The following is a 25,121-nucleotide window of genomic DNA, read 5'->3' on the forward strand; positions in this document are numbered from 1 at the left end:
ATATGAAGAATACCAAAATCAAACTCCTAAAAAAAATCATTAAATCATGTCAAGCAATGATTGATTCATTGACTAAAACGAGTAAATCTTCAAGATTCAAATCTCTTGCTCCAACAGTAGAAATTGACAATCCTAAAATTTATCATGAGGCTCTGGATTGGGCTCTGAGTAATAGGAAAAATGAAGACATTAAAAATATCGCCATAACCGGATATTACGGTTCAGGAAAAAGTAGTGTTATTAAAAATTTTATTGCACACTATAATCATAAATTTAATTTCCTTTCTCTATCTCTTGCCACTTTTAAAGATTTTGACACAACCGATGTTACTAAAGATACTATAAAGGAGATTGAAGAAAGTATTTTGCAACAAATTTTTTATAATGTAAGGGATAATAAAATCCCAAATTCTCGGTTCAGCAAAATACCGGAAAACTTAACTTTTCAATATCTCCTATTTGCAATACCAATAGTTTTTTTCGTGCTATCATTATCCTTATTCTTTTTCAAGGAAATCAACACTTCCTTAGGATGGGAATTGACAAATAAACAAATCTCTAATAGTTTTGTAATTTCAGGTATAACAGTAATTCTTCTTATCCTTTGGAGACTTAAAAGTCTTACTTTAAATAAATTGAGCGTAAAAAATTTAGAGGTTGATTTGGCTAAAAAAAATGATGATTTATCAGTGCTCAATAAATATATAGATGAAATAATCTATTTTTTTAAAAAAACGAAATATCAAGTTGTCATTATAGAAGATATTGATCGATTTGAGACTACTGAAATTTTCACGAAGCTTCGAGAGATTAATCTTATTCTCAACAACTCTGAAATCACGAAGAGTTTACATATTGTGTTTATATATGCCATAAAAGATGATCAGTTTAAGAATAAAAAAGATCGAACCAAATTTTTTGATTTCATTTTACCTATTATTCCGGTTGTTAATGTGAATAATTCTATAGACAAGTTGCTTAAAATAAAAAAAGATCATCATTTGGAGGTGAGCAACACATTAATTAACGAGTTAGCAATTTACATTGATGATATGCGGCTCTTACTTAACATATTTAATGAATTTTTAATATATGATTCCAAGATTCCAGATGTGAGTCGAGATAAGATATTGGCTGTTATTATTTACAAAAATCTTTTGCCAGATGATTTTGCACTTCTATCCCAAAATCAGGGGTTATTGCACGCTCTTTTTGAAAAGAAAGTAGAAATAATAGCTGATTTTGGGAAAGAATTGGAAAAGGAAATTTTAGAATTAAGAAGTGAAGTTGAGAAAATTGAAAAACATTTTCTTGTAGATTTAAAAGAACTTCGTTCTATTTATCTATTGCATTTTGTCGAAAGTCTTGAAAGTAATCCTAATCTTAGTTTTAAGTCATTTTGGCTTGGACATCGAAATTTATCGATTGTTGAAATGAAGACAGAAGAAAATTTTGATGCACTGATTCATAATCGGGTAAAATATGTTTTTCAGAATCACGGAGCACGAGATTTTCCAATCAGATTTGAAGAAATAGAAAAAAAAGTTGATTCGTTAAGGTCGTATAAGGAACGTGAGTCGTTAATTTCCAGTAGGTCCAATAACCAAATTTCAATTAATAGAAATAAAATTTCCGCACTTAAAACTAAAATATCAGAAGTTAACAAAGCCAATTTAAGTGAGGTAATCACGGAGAAAATAATTGATAATACCCTCATAAATTATCTCACTTCTATTTCTCAAAAAGAAACAGTAAAAGGGGAGCTTGAAAAAATAGTAAATCAAAAAGGAGGGCTTTTAAAATCTTTGGTAACTAATGGATTTATTGATGAAGACTACTTTACATACATATCAATCTTCTATGAAGAAAGGATTACGAGAAATGATTTTAAATTTATTCAAGATGTAAAAAATTCCAAAAATCTGGAATTTGATATAAAGCTTGATAAAATCGTAGGTGTTATTGGATTTCTCAATCAGCGAAATTTGGAATCAAAACATGTTTATAATAAAGATTTAACAGATTTTTTATTGATTCAGAATGGATATAAAGCTGAAAAAGATTTATTATTTAATTCAATTGCTAAATGTGAGGAAGCCGCTTTAAATTATATCATTTATTTTATTTCTAATTCGGTTAATCTGAAAATATTCATCCAAGAAATATCACATCGTAATATATTACTATGGGACGAATTTCTGACTTTTGGTGCCAAAACAGAAGATCAAGAAGAGTTATTATATGAGTTGCTTCTTAAATATGCAGATTTACCAATACTTCATGAGATGATCGAAAAATCCCACTTTAAAGCACAAATAATAAGTGATGATAATTTCTTAAATAGGATTGAAAACCAAGACAGATTACAAAAGATATTAAAAGGATCTGAAATAAAACTGGCAAACATTAATTTCCAAGGGACCAATAATGAAATGCTAGATTTTATTTATGATAACAATCATTACGCATTTACCCAATCAATGCTTGTAGGGTTACATGAAAACAGAACTAAAAGTAAGGGAGAAAATTTTTTAAAATGCCCTTATTCTATTATTTCAAAAGATCCCCTATTAAGTAAGATGCACCAATATGTTCAAGACAACTTGGATAAATATGTTAGTTCTATAACTTTGAAAACTCCACAGAATGAAGTGGAGGATGAGCAATATTATTTGATACTTCTTAATTCTGCGTCCATTACTTTTGATAATAAAGTAAGTTTAATACAAAAGCAAATCACAAAAATTTCCAAGGTTTCAGAAGTTGAAAATTTTGAACTTGTAAAGCTTTTGTTCAATGAACAAAAGTTGCTACCTAGCTGGATTAATTTGGATTATTTTGTTCACAAATTCTTCGAATCTAAGACACCCATAGAGTTGCCAGAACTTATAATAAATTACTTGAATATAAGGGAAGTTGCTGAAGCCCTGGGTAAACAAACATTAACGGAAGAAAACCTTCTTGTTGAAAATTTAGAAGTTCTTATATTAAATAGTTCTAAAATAAATAATGAACAATATGATCTCCTAATTAGAAAATTCCTAAAATATGATAATCTTGTTTTAGAAAACATTGAAGAGGAGAAAATTAAAATTCTAATTGACCAAGGTCTTCTTTTATTATCGGAAGATAATTTAAATGAACTGCGGAAGGAAGCTCCATCTTTAGTTATTGTACTATTGGAAAAATTTTCATTTGATTTTTTAAATGATCCAGACAAATACAAAATTAACACAAGAGAATTAAAACAGGTTTTAACTACTTCCAAATTCAGCAGTTCTGAAAAAGCGGAACTATTTAAATTTCAAGAATCTTCAAACTTTAATAATGATCTTCAGTTGCTTCAAATTATAGCTAGCCTACTTATAGATGAGAAGGAATTTTATGTGCCGACTGAAATTATTTTTCTACTTCTTGATGTTCAGTTGAAAATTGATCGTTCCATCAAACTTTTTAACCGAATTTCTGGTAAATTATCTAAGGAACAAATGCAATCTTATCTGAGCAATATGAAAAGTCCTTTTAAGGAGTTGGCTGATAGTTCCTCAAGACCATCAATCCCTAAAGATCGAGACACAACAATTTTATTGGAAACTCTAGAGAGGGAAGGGATTATTAGTTCTAAGAAATCTGATGGTAAAAAGTATCGTATATATAAACATGGTAAATAGATTGAATGTATCATTATCAATTTAAAGTCCGATGTCTAGATCCCAAAATCTCGCCCACTTGTTTATCGGCTTTATGGTTTAACGGAGGAGGAAATTTCCATAGTTGAAAGTTCTTAGAAAAATGGAGTTTTATTGGCGATTCATGATTTCTTAAAAAATTAGAGACAATGGATAAATTGGGATTGTTGAGAGTGTATGATGTAGGATAGATTCTAATTTCAGAATAGAAAGAATTTTAAAAATATTCTTATCCCTGAACAAGTTGAGTTTGTGAAATAAAATAGATAAAGTATAACGAGTTGTACTCAATACCTCAAATTTTTATATAAAAAATGGATGAAATAATTCAAGAAAGTGCAGAACAATTTGGGAAATTAATTTTTGAAATTTCAAAATCGTTCGGAGGTGATGTCAAAGATTTAATCAATAAGAAGGTTAAGAATAATAGTAACTATTTCCATAGTATATCTACAAAATATTTGATAAATTTTTTTAATAGATATGGTCATATTCAAGTTTTAGGAATGAGTAAACCAATGCATTTAAACAACGTATTTATTGATATTGAAATGTTAGATTCCAATGGAAACGATAGATATGCATCCATAATCAAGTTAATGGAGTCCTTTAAGGAAAGTCTTGAAACCAATAGGAGTTTACAAGTCATTGAAGAAAATAAATCTGATGGGATTAAAACTGTGGAAAGAGAAAATAGGCTAATGGTTTTAGGTGCTCCAGGCGGCGGAAAGTCTACATATTTAAAGAAAATTGGTTTTGAAAGTCTTAAAGGGCAAAACAAGGCTTTGAAAAATTTCCTCCCAGTATTAATAGAACTTAAAAATATTGATAATGAAAATGATCTATATCAATTGATATTAAATGAACTCGATATAGCTAATTTCCCAAACCCACCCGAGTTTCTTGAAAAGAGTTTGAAAGAGGGAAAATTACTTTTGCTATTTGACGGTTTGGATGAAATTCCACAAGATCTAGAAGCAAAAACGTTAAATGAAATTCGTGACTTTAGCGACAAATATTCTCGCAACAAATTTGTTGTTTCTTGCAGAATAGCAGCCTATAAGGGAGGCTTAAACAATTTTACCAATATTGAAATTGCCAATTTTGATAGAAAACAAATTGAGAATTTTATTAAAAAATGGTTTAAAGAGAAAAGTAAAGAAAATAGAGATTTTAAAGATATCTCAGATGAATGTTGGAAAAAACTTTCAAGTCCGGACATGCATGCTACAATGGAACTAGCTCAATCGCCTCTAATGCTAACCCTGTTGTGTCTAGTCTATAATTATCAACAGGATTTTCCTTCCAATCGGTCATTATTATATAAAGAAGCTATTGATGTTCAATTAAAAGAATGGAATGCTTCTAAAAGGATTCATAATAATCCTATTTATAAAGACATGACTTTACCGTTCGAAGAATTATTACTCTCTCATATTGCTTACAATTATTATATAAAAGAGGAATATTTTTTTAACAAGATTGATTTGTCTCAGTTTATATCAGAATTTATGAGTAATAACTTAAATGCTCCAAAATATTTAGATGGTTCCGACATATTAAAAGCCATTTCAATTCAACAAGGTATATTATTAGAGAGAGCCAAAAATATATATTCTTTCTCTCATTTAACTTTTCAAGAATATTTTGTAGCTAAATATATTGACGATTATAGATTATTAGATGATGTAATGAAAAAGCATTTGGGTAATTCTAAATGGAGAGAAATTTTTATTCTTTTATCTGGTATTATGAAAACTGGTTCAGATAAGTTGTTAAATGCAGTTTCTGAAAGGTCAAAAGTTTTAATAAAAGAGGAAGACACTTTTATTAAAACTATAAACTTAATAGACAATGATTATGAACGACCTCTAAAAAATAAATTTACAGATTTATTTCTAGTTCTAGTATTCTGTTCTAATATTGATAAATATAAAGGCACAAAGATGCTTATTGGCATAATAAGCAATATTGATAATGAGCTTGGAAGAATTATTGACTTCTCATGGATTATTGAAAAGAAAGTTGATATAAAACATCACCTAAGTTTATATATTGAACTTTTAGATAAACTGGAAATAGAAAGTAAAATATGCAAGTACATTAATCTCGTTTTAAAAAGATATCAGAAAGATAATTCTGTTGATATTACTAACGAAACTTTAAAATTGTTAAATATAGAATTTTTGGATTTTGAACAGTCTTCCACCCAGAACATTTTAGACTATTTCAAAACATTAAATTTTCTTATACATTGTAAAAAAGCTTCTATACTTGTTACCAAAGATAATTGGAGAACAATCGAAAATGAACTTTTAAGAATTAGTTAAAATAACTCCTATAAAGATTACAGCGGTTAAGCGCAAATAGCCTGCGTTCCAGTGAAAAGTGATATTTTAGACACCAATTAAAAAACAAAAAAGCCGATAAGATATCCGTCTCTACATCACATTTCTTGTATTAAAGGTCTTTACGTTTAAGCGGATTAATTAGACTTGAACTATTTTAAGGAATGTATCGATTTAAACGAAAATCTATTTCTATGAAATTTATAACGTGTTTTATAATATTGCTTCTTTTTTCGTGTAATGATCATCAAAAAGAGGATGAAAAATTAAAGGTAAATGACGTATTGATTTCCGGCGATTCAACTCAAATAGATAATCCTATAAAAACCAAAAAGGAAATTGCGGAGAAATATGCTAATCAACGATTTCGCAAAGTTACAGTTGAAAAAATAGCATCGAATAAATTCCGTTTTCAAGGAGAAGCTCAAATTTTTGAAGCAAATTTTAATTGGGTGATAGAAGATGGTCATTATGAATTAAAAAAAGGTTACGAAATGACAGATGCTGGCGCGCCTGAATGGGGTAAATTTGACTTTACAATTGAAGCTCACAAAAAAAGAGATAACTCAACTTTAAATATTGTACTGTTTGAAATTAGCGCAAAAGATGGAAGTCGTCAATATGAATTGCAAATACCTTTGAAATAATTAAGCAAACGGCAGCTATAATAGAAACATAAACCTAGAAGGTTAAGTCAGCCCATAACTAGGGTTCCCAGCAAATAGCTCACACAAGAATTTAAGGCGATTTTTTAGAGACTAGGTAACAAAACAATAAAGCCGACAAGAACGTGTCTCTACTCCAAGCTAATTTCCTTGACCAAGTCTGTTACCAAAAATTATAAAAATGACAATCAAACATAGAGGAATAATTCTATCCACATTCCTGGGATTTTCAAGTTGTTGCGATCCAGATTTGACGAGTTCCTATAGTCTTAATGATTTTTAAAAATCTTGGTTCCTTTCAATGACTTTACAGATTTAAGTTATAAAAATGAGTTGGGACAAAGAGGAATTTACTACGCAACCTAGAACTTTTAAAATCAGAAAAGATAGCCCTGGTCCAGAAAGTTGTCAATATAGCGAATATGAAACCCTCAATAATTATATTCAATTTAAAAACCCTGGAGTGTCTTCGAATATGCGTACCATTTGTTTAATTTTAAGAAGCATAATGAAGAGTCAATATATTACTCTCTAATTTCAATTTTCACTTTTCCATTAATTGGATTATTATTTAAATCAATACCGCTATATACTCCAAATACTTCATTTTCAAAATTCATTAAATAATACATTTTAATATACATACTAATCTTCTGCAAATATGATACACCATTAACTTCAAAATCTAAATATACATTTTGCCCTCGATTAATTAATTTTACAATATCGTTTTCAATTATTAAATTGAGATTATTACTCAAGATCTTATAATTATGTGGATCAATAGAAAGCTCTAAAGAATATAGCTTCTTCTCACCGTTATCATAAAATGAAAAATAATAATTTCCTGATAATTTAGAAAATAATGATGCATAAGGGCTTTTATTAGAGATTTTGGAAGAATGGTTTGGAACATGACTTTCAACTATAATTCTCTCTCTTCTCAATTCTTGTGTAAGTAAGGGATCTACATAACGGGTAGCAAATTCACTTTCCATAGCTTTTTTATCAGCAAACTTCTCGAGAATCATTTTTCCGGCTATCGCTCTATTATATTTATCAAAACCTGAATAAGTACCAATTAAATAATTTCGTTCGGCTGGGGTTGATTTTCCAATAAAAAAAGTAAAATTAGCGCCTTCCTTTTTAGTGTTATTTGCAATATATTTAGTGTGAATAAACATAAAATCTTCACTTATTTTAATAACACCGTAGAAAATATATTCAGACTTAACGTCTTTTTCATCAAAATAAACAAACCTTAATTCTACATTACTCCAATTGTTGTATATAATTAATTTTCCCTTGGTCATCTTTTGATCTTCCCCAAAGTAATATGCACAATAATAATAGTCTTCATTAGAGTGTGAAGCTTGAATTAAAGAAAACTGCTTTTCCAATTCTAATTTATCAAGTACTTCATTCTCCAAAAATGATTCTACACTATCATATCCTAAATAGCTGAAAAATAATTGCTTATACTCTCTATTCAATTTAATTATAGGACTGCCCTGTTTTAATTCTCGATTTTTGTTATATAAATACTTTCCGTTTACATATCCAATGCTTAATTCCTCAAATTCACTTTTTAAATTTGGTTTGATCTCATTATAACTTCCAAATCCGAATAACTGAGAATCGTTAATGGTCTTTGTATTGTATTTTGCCTTGAACTTATTGATAATTGCTATTACTAATTTATCAAAGCAATGTTTTGTAAGAGATAGTTGTTCAGAAATCAACAATTTATCATTTTCCATTATTTTCTCAATTTTGAAATTGGAATTATAAAAATACAATTTAGTATTTGGAAATAAGTATAACAGGAATACATCTTCCTATATTTCTAAAATATTAACTAATACCGTATAAAATGATCAAAAAATTTACTCTTGTATTGTTACTTATTCCTGCAATCATGCTAGGACAGAAAACTGTTAATGGGAATGTTAAATCAATTGATTACCCTTTACCGGGAGCAACTGTTAGTGTAAAGGGATCAAATCAAGGAACTGTTACAAATTTTAATGGAAACTTTGAATTATCAGTTTCAGAAGAGGCAACTACATTGATTATCACTTTTTTAGGTTATTCTACTAAAGAAATTCAACTTACTTCAGCAACAAATTATCAAATTACTCTAGAAGCAGATTCACAACAACTTAGCGAGGTTACAGTACAAGGATTTTCTGGAGTTATCGGCCAGGCAAGGCGTAGAGCAGAGTCTGTTCAAACTACACCAGAATCTGTAGTTACTTTAACATCCAAGGAAATTGAAACAAAAGGAATTACGAATGTTGATACTTTTGCTGATCAAATCCCTAATGTTAATTTTACCACCTCCCAAGGGGTAGGTAATAACTTTATTACTGTAAGAGGAATCTCCCATATTAGAAATGGAGAATCTCCAGTAGCTTTTGTAATAGACGGGGTAACTTTACCAGACGCAAATTTGCTTAATCAAGAATTATTTGATCTCGCATTAATTGAAATAGTAAAAGGGCCTCAGGGAGCTTTATATGGCAAAAACGCCATAGCAGGCGCAATCAATATTGTAACCAACCAGCCAACAAATAAGTTTAGTAATAAAGTAGCAGTGGGTTATGCTAGTGGAAATTTATTTAAATCACAACTTTCTTCAACTGGACCAATTGTTAAAGATAAGTTGTTCTATCGAGTATCAGGTTCATATAAAAAAGGAGACGGAGTTATAGATAACGAATTTTTAAATAAGCCAGTAGATTATATTGAGGATCTAACACTTAGAGGGCAATTAAAAGCAAGTTTATCCAATAACATGTCAGCTACTCTTACTGGTCAAATAATGGACACAGAAGGTGGTGCTGTATATTACGCAAGTGGGATTACATCTCCAAATTTTGCTCCAGATGACTTTGATAATCAGGCAATTGTTGCAGATCAATTTGGAAAATCTACTTTAAAAGGTTCTTATGGAAATTTAAAATTGGATTTTAATTTCGAAAAAACCGAACTAACCTCTTCTACTACCTATAATAAAAGTGATAGAAATCATGTAGGAGATTTAGATTTTTCATCTAATGATATTCTTAGACAGAATCAAGATAGTGATTCAGAAACTTTTAATCAAGAAATCAAATTAAGTTCCACAAATAAATCGAATAGTAAAATTTCCTGGGATTTAGGAACTTTCTATCAAAACACAGAAAAATTATTATATACAGAGGCAACTGCAGATTTTGGTTTTTTCGCTCCTCCATTTGCACCTACCGGAACACAATCTGATTTTGCAACTTCAGACTTTACAAATACCTATTCAACTATAGCAGCATTTGGATTTATAGATTATAAGGTAACAGATAAGTTTACAGTTTCTGCCGGACTTAGATATGATAATGATAATATAAAACAAGATAATAGAACTCTTGGTACTAACTCTAGTAAAACAGACTCTCAATTACAACCAAAATTGTCTTTGTCTTTACAAGCAACAGAGAATACACTAATTTATGCAAATTATGGAAGAGGGTATAGAAGTGGTGGATTTAATCAAGACAATACGGTGCGTTTTAATAAAGATTATGAGGCTGAAATAACTGACAATTATGAAATTGGAATAAAAAATAGTTTATGGAATGATCGTATAATTTTTAACCTTGCCACTTATTATATAGATTTTGAAAACCAACAACAATATGCTTTATTAATAGATGGTGGACAAGGTAATATCTTGATTGGTAACTTTAATTTTCCAAAAAGTAAATCATATGGGCTTGAATTAGATCTTAAGTTAAGAACATCAAACTACTTAGATATTCTTGCCAGCTATGGGCTTAGTAAATCTATTATTGTTGAAGGAACTTCAACTTATAGTGTAGGTACTAATGAAACTTTTAGTGTAGATGATAAAAACACACCTCTAATTCCGCAAAACAGTTTTAATGTAGCATTAGAGTCTAATTTTGATCTTACAGAGAAAGTAGTTTTTAATGGAAATGTTTCTTTAAAAGGAACTGGAAAGATTTATTGGCATGAAGATAATGAAGCAGTTTCCTCTTCATATAACTTGTTAAATGCCAGACTAGGATTAACATTTAGTGATTTGTCTATCAATGTATTTGGGAATAATATTTTAGATCAAGAATACATAACAGAATATTTTGGACAAAACTTTTCTAATGGAAGTGGAGATCTAACATGGAAAGGGCAGCCTGCTACTTTTGGCGTAGACCTTAGTTATAAGTTCTAAAAACAATATTGTCCGGTTAAAATTGGAGATCACTTCCCTCATAGAACCTGATAACAATGATTCTAAATATAGAAAAACTGAGTTTTTATATTTATCTGAAATCATTTTAATCCCTTACTAAGGGTTTAATTCCGAGGCCTTGCCTCAAGTTTTAAGAGTATTTTATTTCCTACCTCGTAGGCCTGCCCATTCGGGCGGGTTTGCCCGGAGGTTCTGGATTTAAATTTCAAATAATATTATGCCATTAATTTTATTAGTGACATTCTTAAACCTTAATCAATAAATAAAATATTATGAGAGTCGCAACAGATATTGGTGGAACTTTCACAGACCTAGTATGTCTTGAATTTAACAAAGAGTCCGGCAAACCAATAGGTGTAAAAGTTTCTAAAACTGACACTACACCATTAAATTTTGAAAAAGGAATTTTAAATGCTATTGCAAAAAGCAATCTTAATTTAAGTGAAGTCGATTTCTTCGCACACGGTACAACGGTAGTTATTAATGCGCTAACAGAAAGAAAAGGCGCTAAGACTGCACTAATTACCACTAAAGGTTTTAGAGATGTGTTAGAAATTGCCAGATGCAATCGTCCTGACTTATTTAATTTCAACTTTGTGAAACAACCTCCCTTTGTTCCAAGGTATTTGCGTTTTGAGATTGAAGAACGAATGAATTACAAAGGCGAAATCGTTACAGAATTAAATACAGATAATCTGGAAGAAATAGTTCAATTATGCAAAGAAGAAAAAGTGGAAGCTTTGGCCATTTGTTTATTACATGCCTACAAAAATCCTGAACATGAAATACTTCTGATTCAAAAAATAAAACATTTACTTCCTTTTATTGAAATAATTGCATCTCATGAAGTAACCAGAGAATGGCGTGAATATGAACGCACAAGCACTACGGTTTTATCCAGTTATGTATTGCCAATAGCCAAAAATTATTTGAACAAATTAGAAGAAAAATTGCAATTTAATGGCCTTAAGAATTTGCCTTACATCATGCAGTCCAATGGTGGAATTACAACCATAAATGATGTAAAAGCAAATCCTATTACCATGGTAGAATCAGGACCTGCAAGTGGCGTTTTTGGCGCAATTGCTTTAGGTAAGGTAATTAACAGGAAAAATTTAATTGTTTTGGATATTGGAGGCACCACTGCTAAGTGTGCTTTAGTAGAAAATGGGCAGGTGAAAATTACAACTAATTACAAAATTGACCATTCAAAAACAAAAGCGGGATACCCAATTCAAACTCCCGTAATTGATATTGTTGAAATTGGTAATGGAGGTGGAAGTATTGCCTGGGTTGATGCTGGAGGAAAAATGCACGTAGGACCAAAAAGTGCCGGCGCCAAGCCTGGACCTGCTGCTTATGGAAGAGGAGGAGAAAACTTAACTACAACAGATGCTAATATTATTTTGGGGCGTATTCACCCAGATTACTTTTTAGGTGGAGAATTAAAACCTGATTATAATAGTATTGAAGAAGCTTCAAAGTCACTTTGCACAACATTAAAGGCGTCTAAAGAAGAAATTGCCAAAGGAATTATTAGGGTGGCAAATGCCAATATGACAAATGCTTTAAAATTAATTTCAATTAATAAAGGTCACGATCCTAGAGATTTTTCTATGGTTGTAATAGGCGGCGGCGGTGGAATGCACGGTGCAGATCTGGCCAGAGAACTTCAGGTTACTGAATTAATTGTTCCTTATAATGCTGGAGTGTTTTCAGCTTTTGGAATGTTAATGTCAGATCTAAGAAGAGATCTAATTAGAACCAATGTTGTTGCTTTAATCGATAAAAATAAAGATACCATTCAAAATATATTTTTAGAGATGCAAGCTGATGCAATAGAAAAATATAAAACAGATGGTTTTAAAGAAAACCTAATCAAGTTCACGTATTATACAGATTTGCGTTATGCAGGACAAGAACATTATGTAAAAGTTGAATTGCCAAATTTTTCTAAAGACACGCAATTAGATGAAATTATAAATAATTTTCATAAAGCACACAAAAAACAGTATTCATTTGATCTAGATGCTCAAGTAGAATTAGTTAATTTCCATTTAGTGGCTGAAGTTGAAGTAGATAAACCTGGTTTTCCAAAATTGGTAGTTACAGGAAAACATTTAGATGAAGCAATCATCGGGTACCAGGAAGTAGATTTTGACGATCTAGGAAAGCATAAAACAGCCTATTACAATAGGGAATTACTGGAGCCTGAAATGCTTATCTATGGACCTGCTGTTATCGCCGAAAATGCAACTACTACCCTAGTGACTCCAGTTCAAAAATTGACAGTTGATATTTATGGAAATCTAATAATAACATTGAAGTAAAATGGAAAAATTCACATTAGAAATTATACAAGATGCATTAATTGCAGCCGGTGATGAAATGTTTGAAACATTACAGCGCACCAGCATGAGCCCAATTATATATGAATCCTTAGATTATGCAGTAGGAATCACTAACAACAAAGGTGAGTTATTAGCCCAAGGAAATGGGATAACTGCATTCTTAGCATCATTAGATTCTGTTGTAGGAAGCACTCTAGAAAAATATTCAGGAGAATTTTCACTTCAAGAAGGTGATGTTGTTATTGCAAATACTCCTTATGCTGGCGGAGGAACACATCTCTCGGATGTTTCTGTTATTTATCCCGTATTTTACAAAGGAGAATTAATTGCTTTTACCGTAAACAAAGCGCATTGGACAGAGTTAGGTGGAACTTTCCCAGGATCTGTTTCCACAGTAGCTACTGAAATTTTTCAAGAAGGAATGCATTTTCCATTTATAAAAATAAAAAGTAAAGGGGAACTCAATCAGGCCATTGTAGATATGATTAAAGTAAATGTACGCTTGCCAGACAGTACATTGGGAGATTTATTTGCTGGGATTGCAGCTGCTGAAGTAGGTGCAAAAAGAATTGTAAGTATTGTTGAAAAATATGGGTTGGAAACTTATAAAAAATCTGGTGTTTTATTTTTAGATTACGGTGAACGCATGAGTTTGGAAGCACTAGAAACTATACCCAATGGAATATATGAAGGGGTTTCTGCGATAGAGGATAACGGTTTTGATGAAGGCCCATTTGCTCTTAAAGCAAAAATTTCAATTACAGATACCTCGTTTATTGTAGACTTTAATGGTTCTCATCCTCAAGTTAAAGGTGCCGTAAACTTATCGTTTAATGGATTGGTCACGGGTTGTCGTACTATTTTTAAAGCTATTACCACACCTCAAACGGAAGCAAATGGTGGAGCTTTTAGGCCTATGGAAGTGCTATGCAAACCGGGAACTATTGTGAGTGCAGAATCTCCTGCAGCGGTATCCATTTATTATGAAACCATGATTACCGCAATGGATCTTATATGGAAAATATTAGCGCCATTGGTGCCTGATAAATTACCCGCAGGACATTTACGTTCGGTTTGTGCTACATTTATTTCGGGAATACATCCAGACACAAATCAATTTTATATACAGGCAGAACCTTTAGCAGGAGGTTGGGGAGCTTCCAATACTCACGATGGTAATAGAGGTCAACTTTCATGTGGAAGTGGCGAATCTTACAACATTCCAGTTGAAATTAGAGAAATGCGTTATGGTATTCAAGTGGAACAGTATGCATTTCACAATGAAGGTGGAGGTTATGGAGAGTTCCAAGGAGGAAATGGTCAATATGTTGACTATAAGATCTTATCTGATGGCGCGTATTTAACAGCTGCTTTTTTAGGAGCAGAAACCAAAACATGGGGAATGAATGGTGGTAAAGACGGTTCCTATAATTACTTTAAAATTCTTCGAAAAAATGGCGAAAAAGAACGCCATAGTTTAGGTACAAATATTTATTTAGAAAAAGGAGATATTGTACGATGTGTTACCGCTACAGGTGGAGGTTATGGAAAACCTGAAAATCGCTCTAAAGAGCAGATTTTACTAGATGTAAAAAACGGATATATCTCGAAAAAAGAGGCAAAAGAATTTTATAAGGTAAACCTTTAAAAAATGACCGATCAAATAAAAGTTATGTATTTAAATCCTATTGGTTTTAGCCAATACGATTCCTTTTTTGCTGAAATGATCAAGGAAAATAAATTTCCAAATACAGAGGTTCATGTTACTTCATTTACATCTTCAGTTGGTTTAATGGATAACCTAGAATACAGAACTTTTAATATGTTAATGGCAACCGACTTGATAAAGGCAACTAGACAAGCATCAAAAGAAGGTTTTGATGCTTTGATCATCGGTTGTTTTTACGACCCTTTTTTAATAGATGCCAGAGAAATTTCAGGTGGTATGGTTGTTATAGGTCCGTGCCAATCTTCAATTGAAATTGCATTAAAACTTTCGAATAGGTTTTCAGTAATAATTGGTCAAAAAAAATGGGAGCATGAGATGCATGCTTCCGTTAATGAATATGGTTACAGTGATTTTTTATCATCATTTAGAAATGTTGGTATGTCTGTTTCTGAATTTCAAAAAGATCACTTAGAAACAGAAAGCAAATTAATGAATGCCGCTAAATTAGCTATTGAGGAAGATCATGCCGAGTCCATAATACTTGGCTGTACATTAGAGTTTAATTTTACAAAAAGATACAGGAAAAATTGAAGGTTCCGGTTATAGACCCATCACTAGCCGCATTAAAACAAGCGGAACAAGCAGCTCTTTTAAGTAAACAATGCGGGTGGAAACCTTCAAGAAAATGGAGTTGTGAAGCCCCAAAAGAAAGTGAATTAAATTGTTTTGGATTGTTCCACGATGAATATAAATTTGGGAATCGTATTATTATAAAATAATGGAAATAAAGAAAATCGTTTTTCCATCACCGATGGAAAATTACAACAAACAACTTTTTAAGATAAAAGAGGAAGGCTTAGATATTGAATTTGGAACGGTATTCTTGCAAAAAGGAACTCGTATTCCTGAAAAAGGCTTCTCAAAACATGAGCAACTGGAACTATCCATAATTCAACAAGGAAAAATTGAAATGCTTAATGAAGATGGTAGTATAAAAGGATATTTAAATTCTGGTGATGTGGTGCATATTAAAGCTTTAGAAGCACAAGCAGGTAATATTTTGGAAGACACTAAAATTATTTATGTGCTTTGTAAGATAAATAAATAGCGTTTCTTAAGAGCACAGAAATGGTAATTGAAGATTTTAATTGTCACATTGAGCCTGTCGAAATGTGAGCGTAAACTAATTACCTTAAATTACGTTAATGGAAGTGAAATTGACGTATGATGGTTCTTAGTAACCAGATAATCAGCAAAAAAAATAGTATGCAAAATAACGAAAACAATACAAAATGGTTTAGCCTCGCTGGAATTTGGTTTGGCGGCATTGTAAGTGTTCCAGCATTATTAATTGGAAGTACGCTTATAGCTTCTTTAAGTTTTTACACTTCTCTTTTAGCAGGGCTGGTTGGATTTAGCTTTGTAGTGTTTTTTATGGCATTATTAAGTATTGCCTCTGTAGAAAAAAGAAAATCTACGGTTTCATTAGCCTCAAGCAGTTTTGGTAAAACCGGAGCAAATATAATTGTAGGACTCATCATAGGAATGTCCACATTGGCATGGTTTGGAATACAAAGCAATATAGCCGGCGCTTCTTTTTCAAAAATAATCTTAGAAAGCACAGATGTTGATATTCCTTCCTGGATTTCTTCGGTATTTTGGGGAATTATAATGGTTCTTACTGCCGTTTTCGGATTTAAATATCTGAAATGGCTAAATTATATAGCGGTTCCGGCGATAGTTTTACTGCTCATTTATGGTCTTGTTATTACATTTCAAAACCATAGCTTCTTGGAAATAAGCAATTACAAACCAAAAGAAAGTATTTCCTTACTAAAAGCTATTGGTCTAACCATCGGATTTATTTCTGTTGGGGGCGTGATTTCTCCCGATTATAATCGGTTTGCTGCTTCTAAAAAGGATGCTATTTTAGGCTCAATTTTTGGAATTATCCCATCTGCAACCTTATTGCTCGCAATTGGAGCAATCTTGGCCATAACTCAAAACACTTATGATATTGTTGAGATCTTTTCGTCATTGGGTTTTCCCTTTTTCGCTTTAACTATTTTAATATTAGCTACCTGGACATCTAATGTGATGAATATTTATTCTTCGGGTTTGGCATTTACTAATTTGTTAAATCTTAATGAATCATATCGATCAAAAGTCACCCTTGTAGCTGGGATGGCTGGTATTACACTTGCAGCACTGGGTATTATAAATCATTTTATAGATTTTATAAGCCTTATTACAATAACAATTACTCCCATTGCAGGCGTAATTATATCCGATTATTTTATATCCAAAACCTATTCGGAAACTGAGAAAAAATTTAATTTTAAAGGTGTTATCTCTTGGGGTTTTGGAGTTGCGGTGATGCTAATTATGAGCTCCGAAATTAAATATATTCTCGGAATATTAGGAGCTGCGGCGGTCTATTATTTATTACAGAAATTGTTTATATCAAAAATCCTGGAGCAAGATCGCCCGAACCTTACAAATAGGCCCTCGGAGTATGAATTGGAAAACACCTCAAAAAATTAGAGGCATCCCGATAGCTTCTGAGGAGGGGAACCTGTACAGGCGGGTTAAAATCCTCAATGAGAGATTAAACTTTTAAAAAAATAAAATGAAAAAAATAACCGTAAAAGATCTTGAATATATTTCTTTAGGTTCTACTATTTTAGGAACTGGAGGTGGTGGTGATCCTTATATAGGAAAATTATTAGCTAAAAAGTCTATTGAAGATTATGGGGATGTAAGCCTAATAAAAGCTGAGGAATTAGATGATGATGCGTTGGTTGTGCCAATTGCTGCTTTTGGCGCTCCCATGATCCTAGTTGAAAAATTGTTCTCTGGAAATGAATTTTATAGCGCTTTTGAAATGATGGAAAGTTATCTGGGAAGAAAAATAGATGCTGTAATGCCTGCTGAAGCTGGCGGACTTAATGGCGTAATTCCTTTAGCCGTAGCCGCAAAAAAACAAATTCCAATAGTTGATGCTGATGGTATGGGAAGAGCTTTCCCTCGCTTAGAGATGGTAACATTCACTCTGCACGGAATTTCTGTGTCGCCTATTACTCAAGCGGATGAAAAGGGTAATAAAAACGTTTATGATACCATAAATAACGTTTGGGGAGAAACACTAGTAGGTGCAACTACTATTCAAATGGGTGGAAGTTGTGCTATTGGTTGTTATCCAATGAGTGGCGCTCAAGTTAAGAAAGCTGCAGTTCATGGTATAATTTCATATGCTCAGGTATTAGGAGAAGCTATTTTAAATGCTAAAAAACATCAAAAGAATCCAATTGACTCATTAATTGAAAAAGCAGATGCTATTCAGCTTTTTTCCGGGAAAATATCTAATATAACTATTAAAACAGAAGGAAGGTGGAATAAAGGTCTCTGTGAAATTATGGGCTTAGGGGAAGACAGTGGTTCCACAATGGAGCTTGATTTTCAAAATGAATTTTTAATGGCTAAAAAAAATGGTAAACCGGTTGCTATTACTCCTGATTTAATTGTTCTAATTGATGCTGAAAATGCTCACCCCATTACTGCTGAGACCATTCAATATGGTACGCGAGTTATTGTTTTAGGCATGAAAGCAGATGAACAATGGCGAACGCCGGAAGGAATTGAACTAGGGGGGCCAGAAAAATTTGGATACACAGAAAAATTTGTTCCTGTTGAAATATTAAATGATTAAATAAAAGATTATGTTTTATAAAATTGGAGTTGATGTTGGGGGTACAAATACAGATGCTGTATTAATAACTCAAGAGAATCACATAATAGCTAAAACCAAACAAACTACTACACAGGATGTCAGCAGTGGGATTAAAAAAGCTATTAAAGAAGTGCTTCAACAGGCTGCAGTTCCCTCGGAGGCTATCAAATATATAATGTTGGGTACAACACATTGTACTAACGCGTTGGTAGAAAGGAAAAATCTCAATAAAATAGGTGCAATCCGTATAGGTTTACCGGCAAGCGGTGCAATACCAACATTGTCAGATTTTCCAGAAGATCTTAAAATTCTTTTAGGAGAACATTGTTATATGGTTCATGGAGGTTATGAATATGATGGAAGAAATATAAGTCCATTAGATGAAGTTGAAGTAAAGAAATGTTTACTTCAAATGAAAGGTAAAATAGAATCACTTGCAGTTACGGGAATATTCTCAAAAATTAATCCCGATCAGGAATTACAAGTTGCAGCTTGGTCTAAAGAAATTTTAGGAGATACTGTTAAAGTAAGCTGCTCCTATCAAATTGGTGGATTGGGTTTGTTAGAAAGAGAAAATGCTTGCATTCTTAATGCCTCACTACAAGGCGTCGCTACTAAAATGGTGAAAGCTTTTAAAGAAACTGTTGACCAGCTTGGGCTATCATCTCAATTATTTATTGGACAAAATGATGGAACCCTAATGTCTCTAGAACAAGTTCAAAATTTCCCTGTTTTAACAATATCTTCCGGACCAACCAATAGCATTCGTGGGGCTGGCTCATTGTCAAAAACAGAAAATGGAATTGTTATCGATGTTGGTGGCACCACTTCGGATGGAGGAGTATTGGTTAATTTTTTTCCTAGGGAAAGTACACAAGCAGCGCAAATTGGAGGTGTATTTACTAATTTTAGAATGCCCGATGTGGTATCTGTTGGTATAGGCGGAGGAACTATTGTTAGATTTAATGAAGGAATCTGTACACTTGGTCCAGATTCAGTTGGGTATCGTCTAAAAGAAAAATCAATTGCCTTTGGAGGAGATATATTAACACTCACTGATTTTTTTATTGCGGAAGGGCAATTAGAAATAGAAGGTTCATTTCTAAAAGAAAATATCAAAGAAAAAATAAGCGAAATTGTTACAATTTCTTATTTACAAGCATTAAAACAAGTGAAAAAATGTATTCAATTAGAAATTGAAAAATTGGTTGATAAGTTAAAAACAGAATCTAAAGATATCCCTGTTATTGCTTGTGGTGGTGGTGCTTTTCTTTTGCCTAAAGAAATAGCTGGAGCTTCAAAAGTACTGTTTCCCTTACATCTGGAAGTTGCTAATGCTTTTGGGGCTTGTATAGCTCAAATCAGTAGTGAAGAAGAAATTATTATCAATACGTTGCAAAATGATGAAAAGGAAGAAATGGAAAAACTTATAACGAATGCAACAAAAATCTTATTAAAAAATGGAGCCAAAATAAACAGTATTAATATACTTACAAAGTCATCAATTCCTTTAGCATATTTACCAGGAACGGTATTACTAAAAGTAAAACTTTGTGGCGATTTAGCTCAATAAAAATCAATTTGTGGTGATAGAAAATTTATTGAAGCTACGATTAGATATTTAATGAACTTGTTCTAACAGGTTAAAATTTATATAGCTGAATTAAAAGTACTGAGCATATATTTAATGAAGCGACAAAAGCAGCTGACAGGACAGCACTTTATGGTCTTAACATAGAAACAATTTTTAAATAATGATATCTTTAGTTTTATTTATATTCAAGACACTACAATTTATGATGCTATTGTAGGAAAGTCACATATATAAGATGTTAATCTATAATATATCACAGTTCTTCGGGAACTTATTTAAACGACGCGAGGGTGAAAGCTATCAAGCCCCCTCCTTTTTTACTTTTTTACTTTTACAAATGGAACGAACTTCCCTGTATATCTTTTTATAGTTTTCATTGACTTCTTCCTCTGAAAAAAAATTGTTCATTTCAGGGAGTGCCCGTTCAATTTTCTGATGTTTAAACTGAACCTTTTTATCTTTTCCGTCGGCATAAGTAATGAATTCTCCTTGTTTCAAACTAAAAAAAACATTTGCCCTAACCTTAGAAATCTCTTTTTCTCCGGTGGATATTCTAGTGTCAAAATCCAAACCTGTCCCACGCATCACCGTTTTTGTTTCATCTTTTATAATTTCAAAAAACCGTTCATAGTACCTAGCTGTATCAGGATCGTTAACTTTTCCGAAGAACTGATAGGACAGGTTGCTTAAAATTGCCTTACTGGCTTTGTCACCGTACATCATATCGTTCTGAATCTTATCTTGCATAACATATATAGTGGCTATATCATAACTCCTAAGCGTGGCTGGGATGCGGTGCATATTTAATAATCTAATTGTTGGAGCTTCTTCAATTAGAAGAAAAGATGATTTGGAATGCCGCACGCTCATTTGCTTTACAATAGTATGTATTACCGTGGCAATGACAGGGGAATATGCGGAATCGTATTTCGGGTTATTTACTAAGGAGATCACAGCTGGGTTTTCTGGGTTATTAATATTCAGGGGAATATCATCTGCTGCTAATGCCATAAAAATACGTTTACTACTAATCTTCATCAGCGCAGTAGAAAGTGTGCTCTTTACCCCGGCAGTTTGTCTTTCGGAATCTTTTCCGCTAATAAAAGCATCTGCAAAAGCCCGTGAAGTCTGGTTGGATTTCAAGAAATCTATTAGTTCATCAGTGTCTAGATATTGGTAAATGGCAATCAGGTGAGGGAGCGTACAATATTCCGGAAAAGAAACTTTCAGTTTCCAAATAAGTCCAGAGATTAATCCCTGCGCGGCATCATTAAAAAATTTGCCTACTCCGGTGGCACCAGCTTCTTTTTGTTCCAGTAGGTTCTCTATAAGAACCCTTGACACCTCATTTATATCTTCTTCATTCTCCATATATCTCGGGGCAATAGGATTTACCCTATGAATGATCTTATCAAAGGAAAGGATATAAAACGGCAAATTGGGGTTCCTGAATAGGGGATAGGCTATTTCGGTAATCTCATAATCTTTATAATCGTGTATAAGCCCGCAGAAAGAATATTTGCTAAAATGCTCCAGAAGATTATAAACTACACTTTCTGTTTTTCCACTCCCTGCAGCCCCAATAATGGAAACACCTCGCTTAATATTGCCAATCTTAAATTTGCCATTTTCTGCTTTAAATTGCACCTGGTATTTAGTCTCAATATTTGATAGCTCTTTCTTAGGTATAAATACATAGAGGACAGTATTACTCAAAATAAGAGGACATCCTAAATAGAGAAATATAGTAGCTATTTCTTCCAGAGATGGATTGGTGGGTAGTATAGCCCAAAACAGAAAACCGCAAAAGAGTAAATTAATAGGAAATGGATGGACTGCTATTTTATATATCCTATAAAAAATAGCACTGCCGGTTGCAATACAAATTATAATATTAATGACATTAGTTTCCATAGTAATTGAATTTAAATCCCAATTGACCCAGATCTTAAGGCTGCATGAATTCCTTTCTGAATGGATTTAATAAGTTTCACTGTTAGTTGCGCTTGGGAAAATGGTATCACAGGAAGAATCGGCATTCCCGTTTCCCGAAGCATCTTTATGGCCAGAGCTTTTTCTGAAGCGGGAAGCCCCATAATAGCAGAAAAATATATTTTTGGACTTTTAATAAAGTCTTTCCGTGCTTGATATGTTTCTACGAAATTGCGTTCGTACTGAAAGTTTTTATCAAATGTTTTTTCTGCTTTCTGAAAAAAGTCATCCCGGTTAAATCCTCTTTTCACCGTTTTACCATTCATTTCAACTTCAGAGGCTTTGTATTTGCTCCCAGGAGATAAACTGAAGGAATTAGAAACATCTTTACGGCTCACTATAATATGTATATGGCTTTGGTTTCCTTCCTTGAGCATTCCCTGTGTGATCCGTTTTCCGTTTTGCTGATGAGGAGCATTTGCCTCCAAACTTTTAATTTCACCTTCTATCTTTCTAATACTTCCTTCTATTACTCCCCTGTTTATTTTTTGGATCTCATTCTTTAAATGAAGTATTTTTGTGGCATAAACTTGGTTTTCCCTCACTTGTATATCAGTTCCTTTAAATGCCCTCTGGTGCTCGATCTTTGCAAAATATTTAATATCACTTACATCAACAGGCCGGCCATTGATTTCCCGGTTAAAGCAGGAAGCATAATCTTTCATGATTTCCCTGGTATATTGTTTTAAAGCTTCCGTGCTGTTTTGAAGTTTTTTCAATTCGTACTGTGAAGGATTTACAGTAATGGAATAAAATTTCGGTTCAATTTTTTTTAGCTTGGTTGTATTAGCATCTATTTCTTTTACTACGACTTCTGGAGAAATATCATCCTCCTTCTGATTGAAGAAAAATTCGTGATCACTTCCAATGTCGGGAAGCTGGTTTTCTTTTTCTAGATAATCCACATAGTCTGTGACACTTTGCGAATAATTTGCTCCCAGTTTCTGGGCTGTGATTGTGATATACATAGTGAGTTATTTATAAAAATCGGGGTGAGTGTCATCTTCCTCATAATCCCTTTTTTTCTGATGTAAGTTTTTATTTTTAGGATCTGTAGCTTCTATAAGTGATTCCAGAATTGCCAAAGTAGGATTAGCTTTATTCTTTTCGACATCCTTCATAATTGCGATCACTGCATTTATTCTTTTCTTCAAACTGTTTTCTATACGTCTTCCTGTAGGTCCAAAATTTTCCTTGGGAGAAATCTCATTGAAATAGAAAAAATCCAACATTCCTGACAAAGCTTCAGTATTGGTATTAAAATGCATTTTTGAAAATTCTCTGAACCTTTCAGCAGTTTTTTTCTTGATTGTGATATTGGTATATCCATTCATAATTCACCTTTTAATTATTCACGTACAGTAAATTTTCGCCATTTTACTGGGGTTCCAAGGGCATTTACTGTAAATCTCTAAATTTTCAAATTTTAATATTATTATAAAACACTGATAATCAATTATTTGAATCGAAAAGGAATAACTTAACATCGCTCTGCGTGTTACCCTCTTGCTATTCCTTTTCGTCCCGTAGGGACAAAAATTTCAACTATTAAATAGAATTTAATAGCCTTTTTCTTAATTGAAAAATCAAACATATTTTTTATGATTAATAAGCAAGATCTTTAAAATTAACTGCAGGAATTAGAATAAATAGTTGAGAATTCTGTAACAAAAAAAAACGGGTAATGAAATTCATCACCCGTTTAAAAATCTTATTTTTCGTTATAAAATCCCTTCATCAGCAAAAGAGAAGTAATCCCCATCTGGAATAATAATGAGATGATCCAATAATTTTATATCTAAAAATTCACCTGCATTTTTAATTTTATTAGTCAATTGTTTATCTGCTTCGCTAGGTTTTAAATTTCCCGAGGGATGGTTATGGGCTAAAATTATAGATGTGGTAAGTGATTTTAATATTACTGCAAATAGTATTCGCACATCCACAAGCGTACCTGTGATTCCTCCAGAGGAAACTTCAAAAATTCCTTTTACCTTATTGGAATTGTTTAAAAGCATTACCTTAAAGCATTCCTGTAAACCTATGCGGTCTTTATCCCAAGACTCAAATAATAGTTCTACTGCACTGTTTGAAGAAGTAATTTTGGGAGCCTGCTTCATTTTAAAATTTCCCTGATATTTTATCGAAATTTCATTAACTTTAGTTTTCATATTGATCTTTATTAAAAAGGGTTAATATTAAAAAGAGGGCGCATCTTTGATCGGAACGCCCTCTTTATTTTTATAGCACTATTCGCTAGTGTTATTTCCATTCTTGCTACCCAGTAACAAGATTTCACTTACTATTACTTCGGTAACATACCTCTTTTCGCCTTCGCTGGTTTCATAGGAGCGGGAGTTCAATTTGCCTTCTAGGGCAATTTCCTTTCCTTTGCCTACATAACCTTCAACGATATCTGCGATTTTTCCCCAGGCTATAATATTGTGCCATTGGGTGTCCTGTACTTTTTCGCCTTTTGAATCTTTGTAAAATTCGTTGGTGGCGATTGAAAAGCTGGCTACTTTTTTACCGCTTTCAAGGTTCTTGATTTCAGGGGCATTCCCCACATTTCCGATTAACTGAACTTTGTTTCTAAGTGTACTCATGATTGAAAAATTTAGATGAATTGTTATTGTTCCTGCTATTACCCACAGGTAGGTTTAAAAAATTACTTATTGTATCCTGAGCGTTTTCCTTTTTTGATTTTTAAACTCTTTTTTCGCTTCAGTTTTATGGATTTGATACGATTTCATGATTTCTGTTTTAAAATTTACTTTCCGTAGAGCCTTCACTGTTACCTTTTTTGATGCTTATACATTTTCAAGATTTAGAAT

The 25,121-nt window shown here is 32.4% G+C and carries 17 protein-coding genes; 11 read left to right on the forward strand and 6 right to left on the reverse strand.

The window, feature by feature from the left end; genetic code table 11:
- Positions 1-2: 2 nt before the first annotated feature.
- From I130_RS00930 to I130_RS00940, 3 genes are all read left to right on the forward strand, one after another.
- Positions 3-3,671, forward strand: coding sequence for a hypothetical protein (locus I130_RS00930; RefSeq protein ID WP_034917704.1), 3,669 nt, complete (start codon positions 3-5; stop codon positions 3,669-3,671).
- A gap of 698 nt (positions 3,672-4,369) precedes the next feature.
- The gene (locus tag I130_RS00935) at positions 4,370-6,019 is read left to right on the forward strand and encodes an NACHT domain-containing protein (RefSeq protein ID WP_198012024.1); all 1,650 of its coding nucleotides are present in this window, start codon (positions 4,370-4,372) and stop codon (positions 6,017-6,019) included.
- Between the two features lie 212 nt (positions 6,020-6,231).
- Positions 6,232-6,684 (forward strand): Gmad2 immunoglobulin-like domain-containing protein, encoded by a 453-nt coding sequence (locus I130_RS00940; protein ID WP_051119575.1) that lies wholly within the window; start codon positions 6,232-6,234, stop codon positions 6,682-6,684.
- Between the two features lie 542 nt (positions 6,685-7,226).
- On the opposite strand, the gene I130_RS00950 is transcribed toward I130_RS00940, so the two are convergent.
- A complete protein-coding gene (locus tag I130_RS00950) occupies positions 7,227-8,462 on the reverse strand; it encodes a hypothetical protein (RefSeq protein WP_034917710.1) in 1,236 nt (411 codons plus the stop codon).
- Between the two features lie 113 nt (positions 8,463-8,575).
- Between I130_RS00950 and I130_RS00955 the strand changes: the two genes are divergently transcribed.
- The 8 genes from I130_RS00955 (at position 8,576) to I130_RS00990 (ending at position 20,274) form a co-directional block, all read left to right on the forward strand.
- Complete coding sequence (locus tag I130_RS00955) at positions 8,576-10,930, forward strand: TonB-dependent receptor (RefSeq protein ID WP_034917715.1); 2,355 nt, start codon at positions 8,576-8,578, stop codon at positions 10,928-10,930.
- A gap of 293 nt (positions 10,931-11,223) precedes the next feature.
- Positions 11,224-13,281: a hydantoinase/oxoprolinase family protein gene (locus I130_RS00960; protein ID WP_034917718.1), complete on the forward strand. Its 2,058-nt coding sequence runs from the start codon at positions 11,224-11,226 to the stop codon at positions 13,279-13,281.
- A gap of 1 nt (position 13,282) precedes the next feature.
- A complete protein-coding gene (locus I130_RS00965) occupies positions 13,283-14,950 on the forward strand; it encodes a hydantoinase B/oxoprolinase family protein (protein ID WP_034917721.1) in 1,668 nt (555 codons plus the stop codon).
- Positions 14,951-14,953: 3 nt separating this feature from the next.
- Complete coding sequence (locus I130_RS00970) at positions 14,954-15,562, forward strand: aspartate/glutamate racemase family protein (RefSeq protein WP_198012025.1); 609 nt, start codon at positions 14,954-14,956, stop codon at positions 15,560-15,562.
- 187 nt (positions 15,563-15,749) lie between these two features.
- Positions 15,750-16,079 carry a hypothetical protein gene (locus I130_RS00975; RefSeq protein WP_034917723.1) on the forward strand — a complete coding sequence of 110 codons (330 nt, stop codon included), beginning with the start codon at positions 15,750-15,752 and terminating at the stop codon, positions 16,077-16,079.
- Positions 16,080-16,237: 158 nt separating this feature from the next.
- Positions 16,238-17,515: a cytosine permease gene (locus I130_RS00980; protein WP_198012026.1), complete on the forward strand. Its 1,278-nt coding sequence runs from the start codon at positions 16,238-16,240 to the stop codon at positions 17,513-17,515.
- Positions 17,516-17,600: 85 nt separating this feature from the next.
- Entirely contained in the window at positions 17,601-18,680 is a 1,080-nt protein-coding gene (locus I130_RS00985; RefSeq protein WP_034917725.1) for a DUF917 domain-containing protein, read from the forward strand.
- 10 nt (positions 18,681-18,690) lie between these two features.
- The gene (locus I130_RS00990; RefSeq protein WP_034917730.1) at positions 18,691-20,274 is read left to right on the forward strand and encodes a hydantoinase/oxoprolinase N-terminal domain-containing protein; all 1,584 of its coding nucleotides are present in this window, start codon (positions 18,691-18,693) and stop codon (positions 20,272-20,274) included.
- Positions 20,275-20,595: 321 nt separating this feature from the next.
- Here the strand turns inward: I130_RS00990 and I130_RS00995 are convergent, their stop codons facing one another.
- From I130_RS00995 to I130_RS01015, 5 genes are all read right to left on the reverse strand, one after another.
- The gene (locus I130_RS00995) at positions 20,596-22,209 is read right to left on the reverse strand and encodes a type IV secretory system conjugative DNA transfer family protein (protein WP_034917733.1); all 1,614 of its coding nucleotides are present in this window, start codon (positions 22,207-22,209) and stop codon (positions 20,596-20,598) included.
- Positions 22,210-22,220: 11 nt separating this feature from the next.
- Positions 22,221-23,255: a MobB family relaxase gene (mobB, locus tag I130_RS01000; RefSeq protein ID WP_034917737.1), complete on the reverse strand. Its 1,035-nt coding sequence runs from the start codon at positions 23,253-23,255 to the stop codon at positions 22,221-22,223.
- A 6-nt stretch (positions 23,256-23,261) separates the two neighbouring features.
- On the reverse strand, positions 23,262-23,621 hold the full coding sequence (locus I130_RS01005; protein ID WP_198012027.1) for a BfmA/BtgA family mobilization protein: 360 nt from the start codon (positions 23,619-23,621) through the stop codon (positions 23,262-23,264).
- A gap of 387 nt (positions 23,622-24,008) precedes the next feature.
- Complete coding sequence (locus I130_RS01010; protein WP_034917741.1) at positions 24,009-24,458, reverse strand: RadC family protein; 450 nt, start codon at positions 24,456-24,458, stop codon at positions 24,009-24,011.
- A gap of 78 nt (positions 24,459-24,536) precedes the next feature.
- Complete coding sequence (locus I130_RS01015) at positions 24,537-24,893, reverse strand: single-stranded DNA-binding protein (protein WP_034917744.1); 357 nt, start codon at positions 24,891-24,893, stop codon at positions 24,537-24,539.
- Positions 24,894-25,121 lie beyond the last annotated feature (228 nt).

The organism is Gillisia sp. CAL575, from assembly GCF_000403785.1.
GTDB lineage: Bacteria > Bacteroidota > Bacteroidia > Flavobacteriales > Flavobacteriaceae > Gillisia.

Coding starts and splice junctions, on each gene's coding strand:
- I130_RS00930 (WP_034917704.1), top strand. CDS start 3: ATGAAGAATACCAAAATCAAACTCCTAAAAAAAATCATTAAATCATGT.
- I130_RS00940 (WP_051119575.1), top strand. CDS start 6,232: ATGAAATTTATAACGTGTTTTATAATATTGCTTCTTTTTTCGTGTAAT.
- I130_RS00950 (WP_034917710.1), bottom strand. CDS start 8,462: ATGGAAAATGATAAATTGTTGATTTCTGAACAACTATCTCTTACAAAA.
- I130_RS00955 (WP_034917715.1), top strand. CDS start 8,576: ATGATCAAAAAATTTACTCTTGTATTGTTACTTATTCCTGCAATCATG.
- I130_RS00960 (WP_034917718.1), top strand. CDS start 11,224: ATGAGAGTCGCAACAGATATTGGTGGAACTTTCACAGACCTAGTATGT.
- I130_RS00965 (WP_034917721.1), top strand. CDS start 13,283: ATGGAAAAATTCACATTAGAAATTATACAAGATGCATTAATTGCAGCC.
- I130_RS00970 (WP_198012025.1), top strand. CDS start 14,954: ATGACCGATCAAATAAAAGTTATGTATTTAAATCCTATTGGTTTTAGC.
- I130_RS00975 (WP_034917723.1), top strand. CDS start 15,750: ATGGAAATAAAGAAAATCGTTTTTCCATCACCGATGGAAAATTACAAC.
- I130_RS00980 (WP_198012026.1), top strand. CDS start 16,238: ATGCAAAATAACGAAAACAATACAAAATGGTTTAGCCTCGCTGGAATT.
- I130_RS00985 (WP_034917725.1), top strand. CDS start 17,601: ATGAAAAAAATAACCGTAAAAGATCTTGAATATATTTCTTTAGGTTCT.
- I130_RS00990 (WP_034917730.1), top strand. CDS start 18,691: ATGTTTTATAAAATTGGAGTTGATGTTGGGGGTACAAATACAGATGCT.
- I130_RS00995 (WP_034917733.1), bottom strand. CDS start 22,209: ATGGAAACTAATGTCATTAATATTATAATTTGTATTGCAACCGGCAGT.
- mobB (WP_034917737.1), bottom strand. CDS start 23,255: ATGTATATCACAATCACAGCCCAGAAACTGGGAGCAAATTATTCGCAA.
- I130_RS01005 (WP_198012027.1), bottom strand. CDS start 23,621: ATGAATGGATATACCAATATCACAATCAAGAAAAAAACTGCTGAAAGG.
- I130_RS01010 (WP_034917741.1), bottom strand. CDS start 24,458: ATGAAAACTAAAGTTAATGAAATTTCGATAAAATATCAGGGAAATTTT.
- I130_RS01015 (WP_034917744.1), bottom strand. CDS start 24,893: ATGAGTACACTTAGAAACAAAGTTCAGTTAATCGGAAATGTGGGGAAT.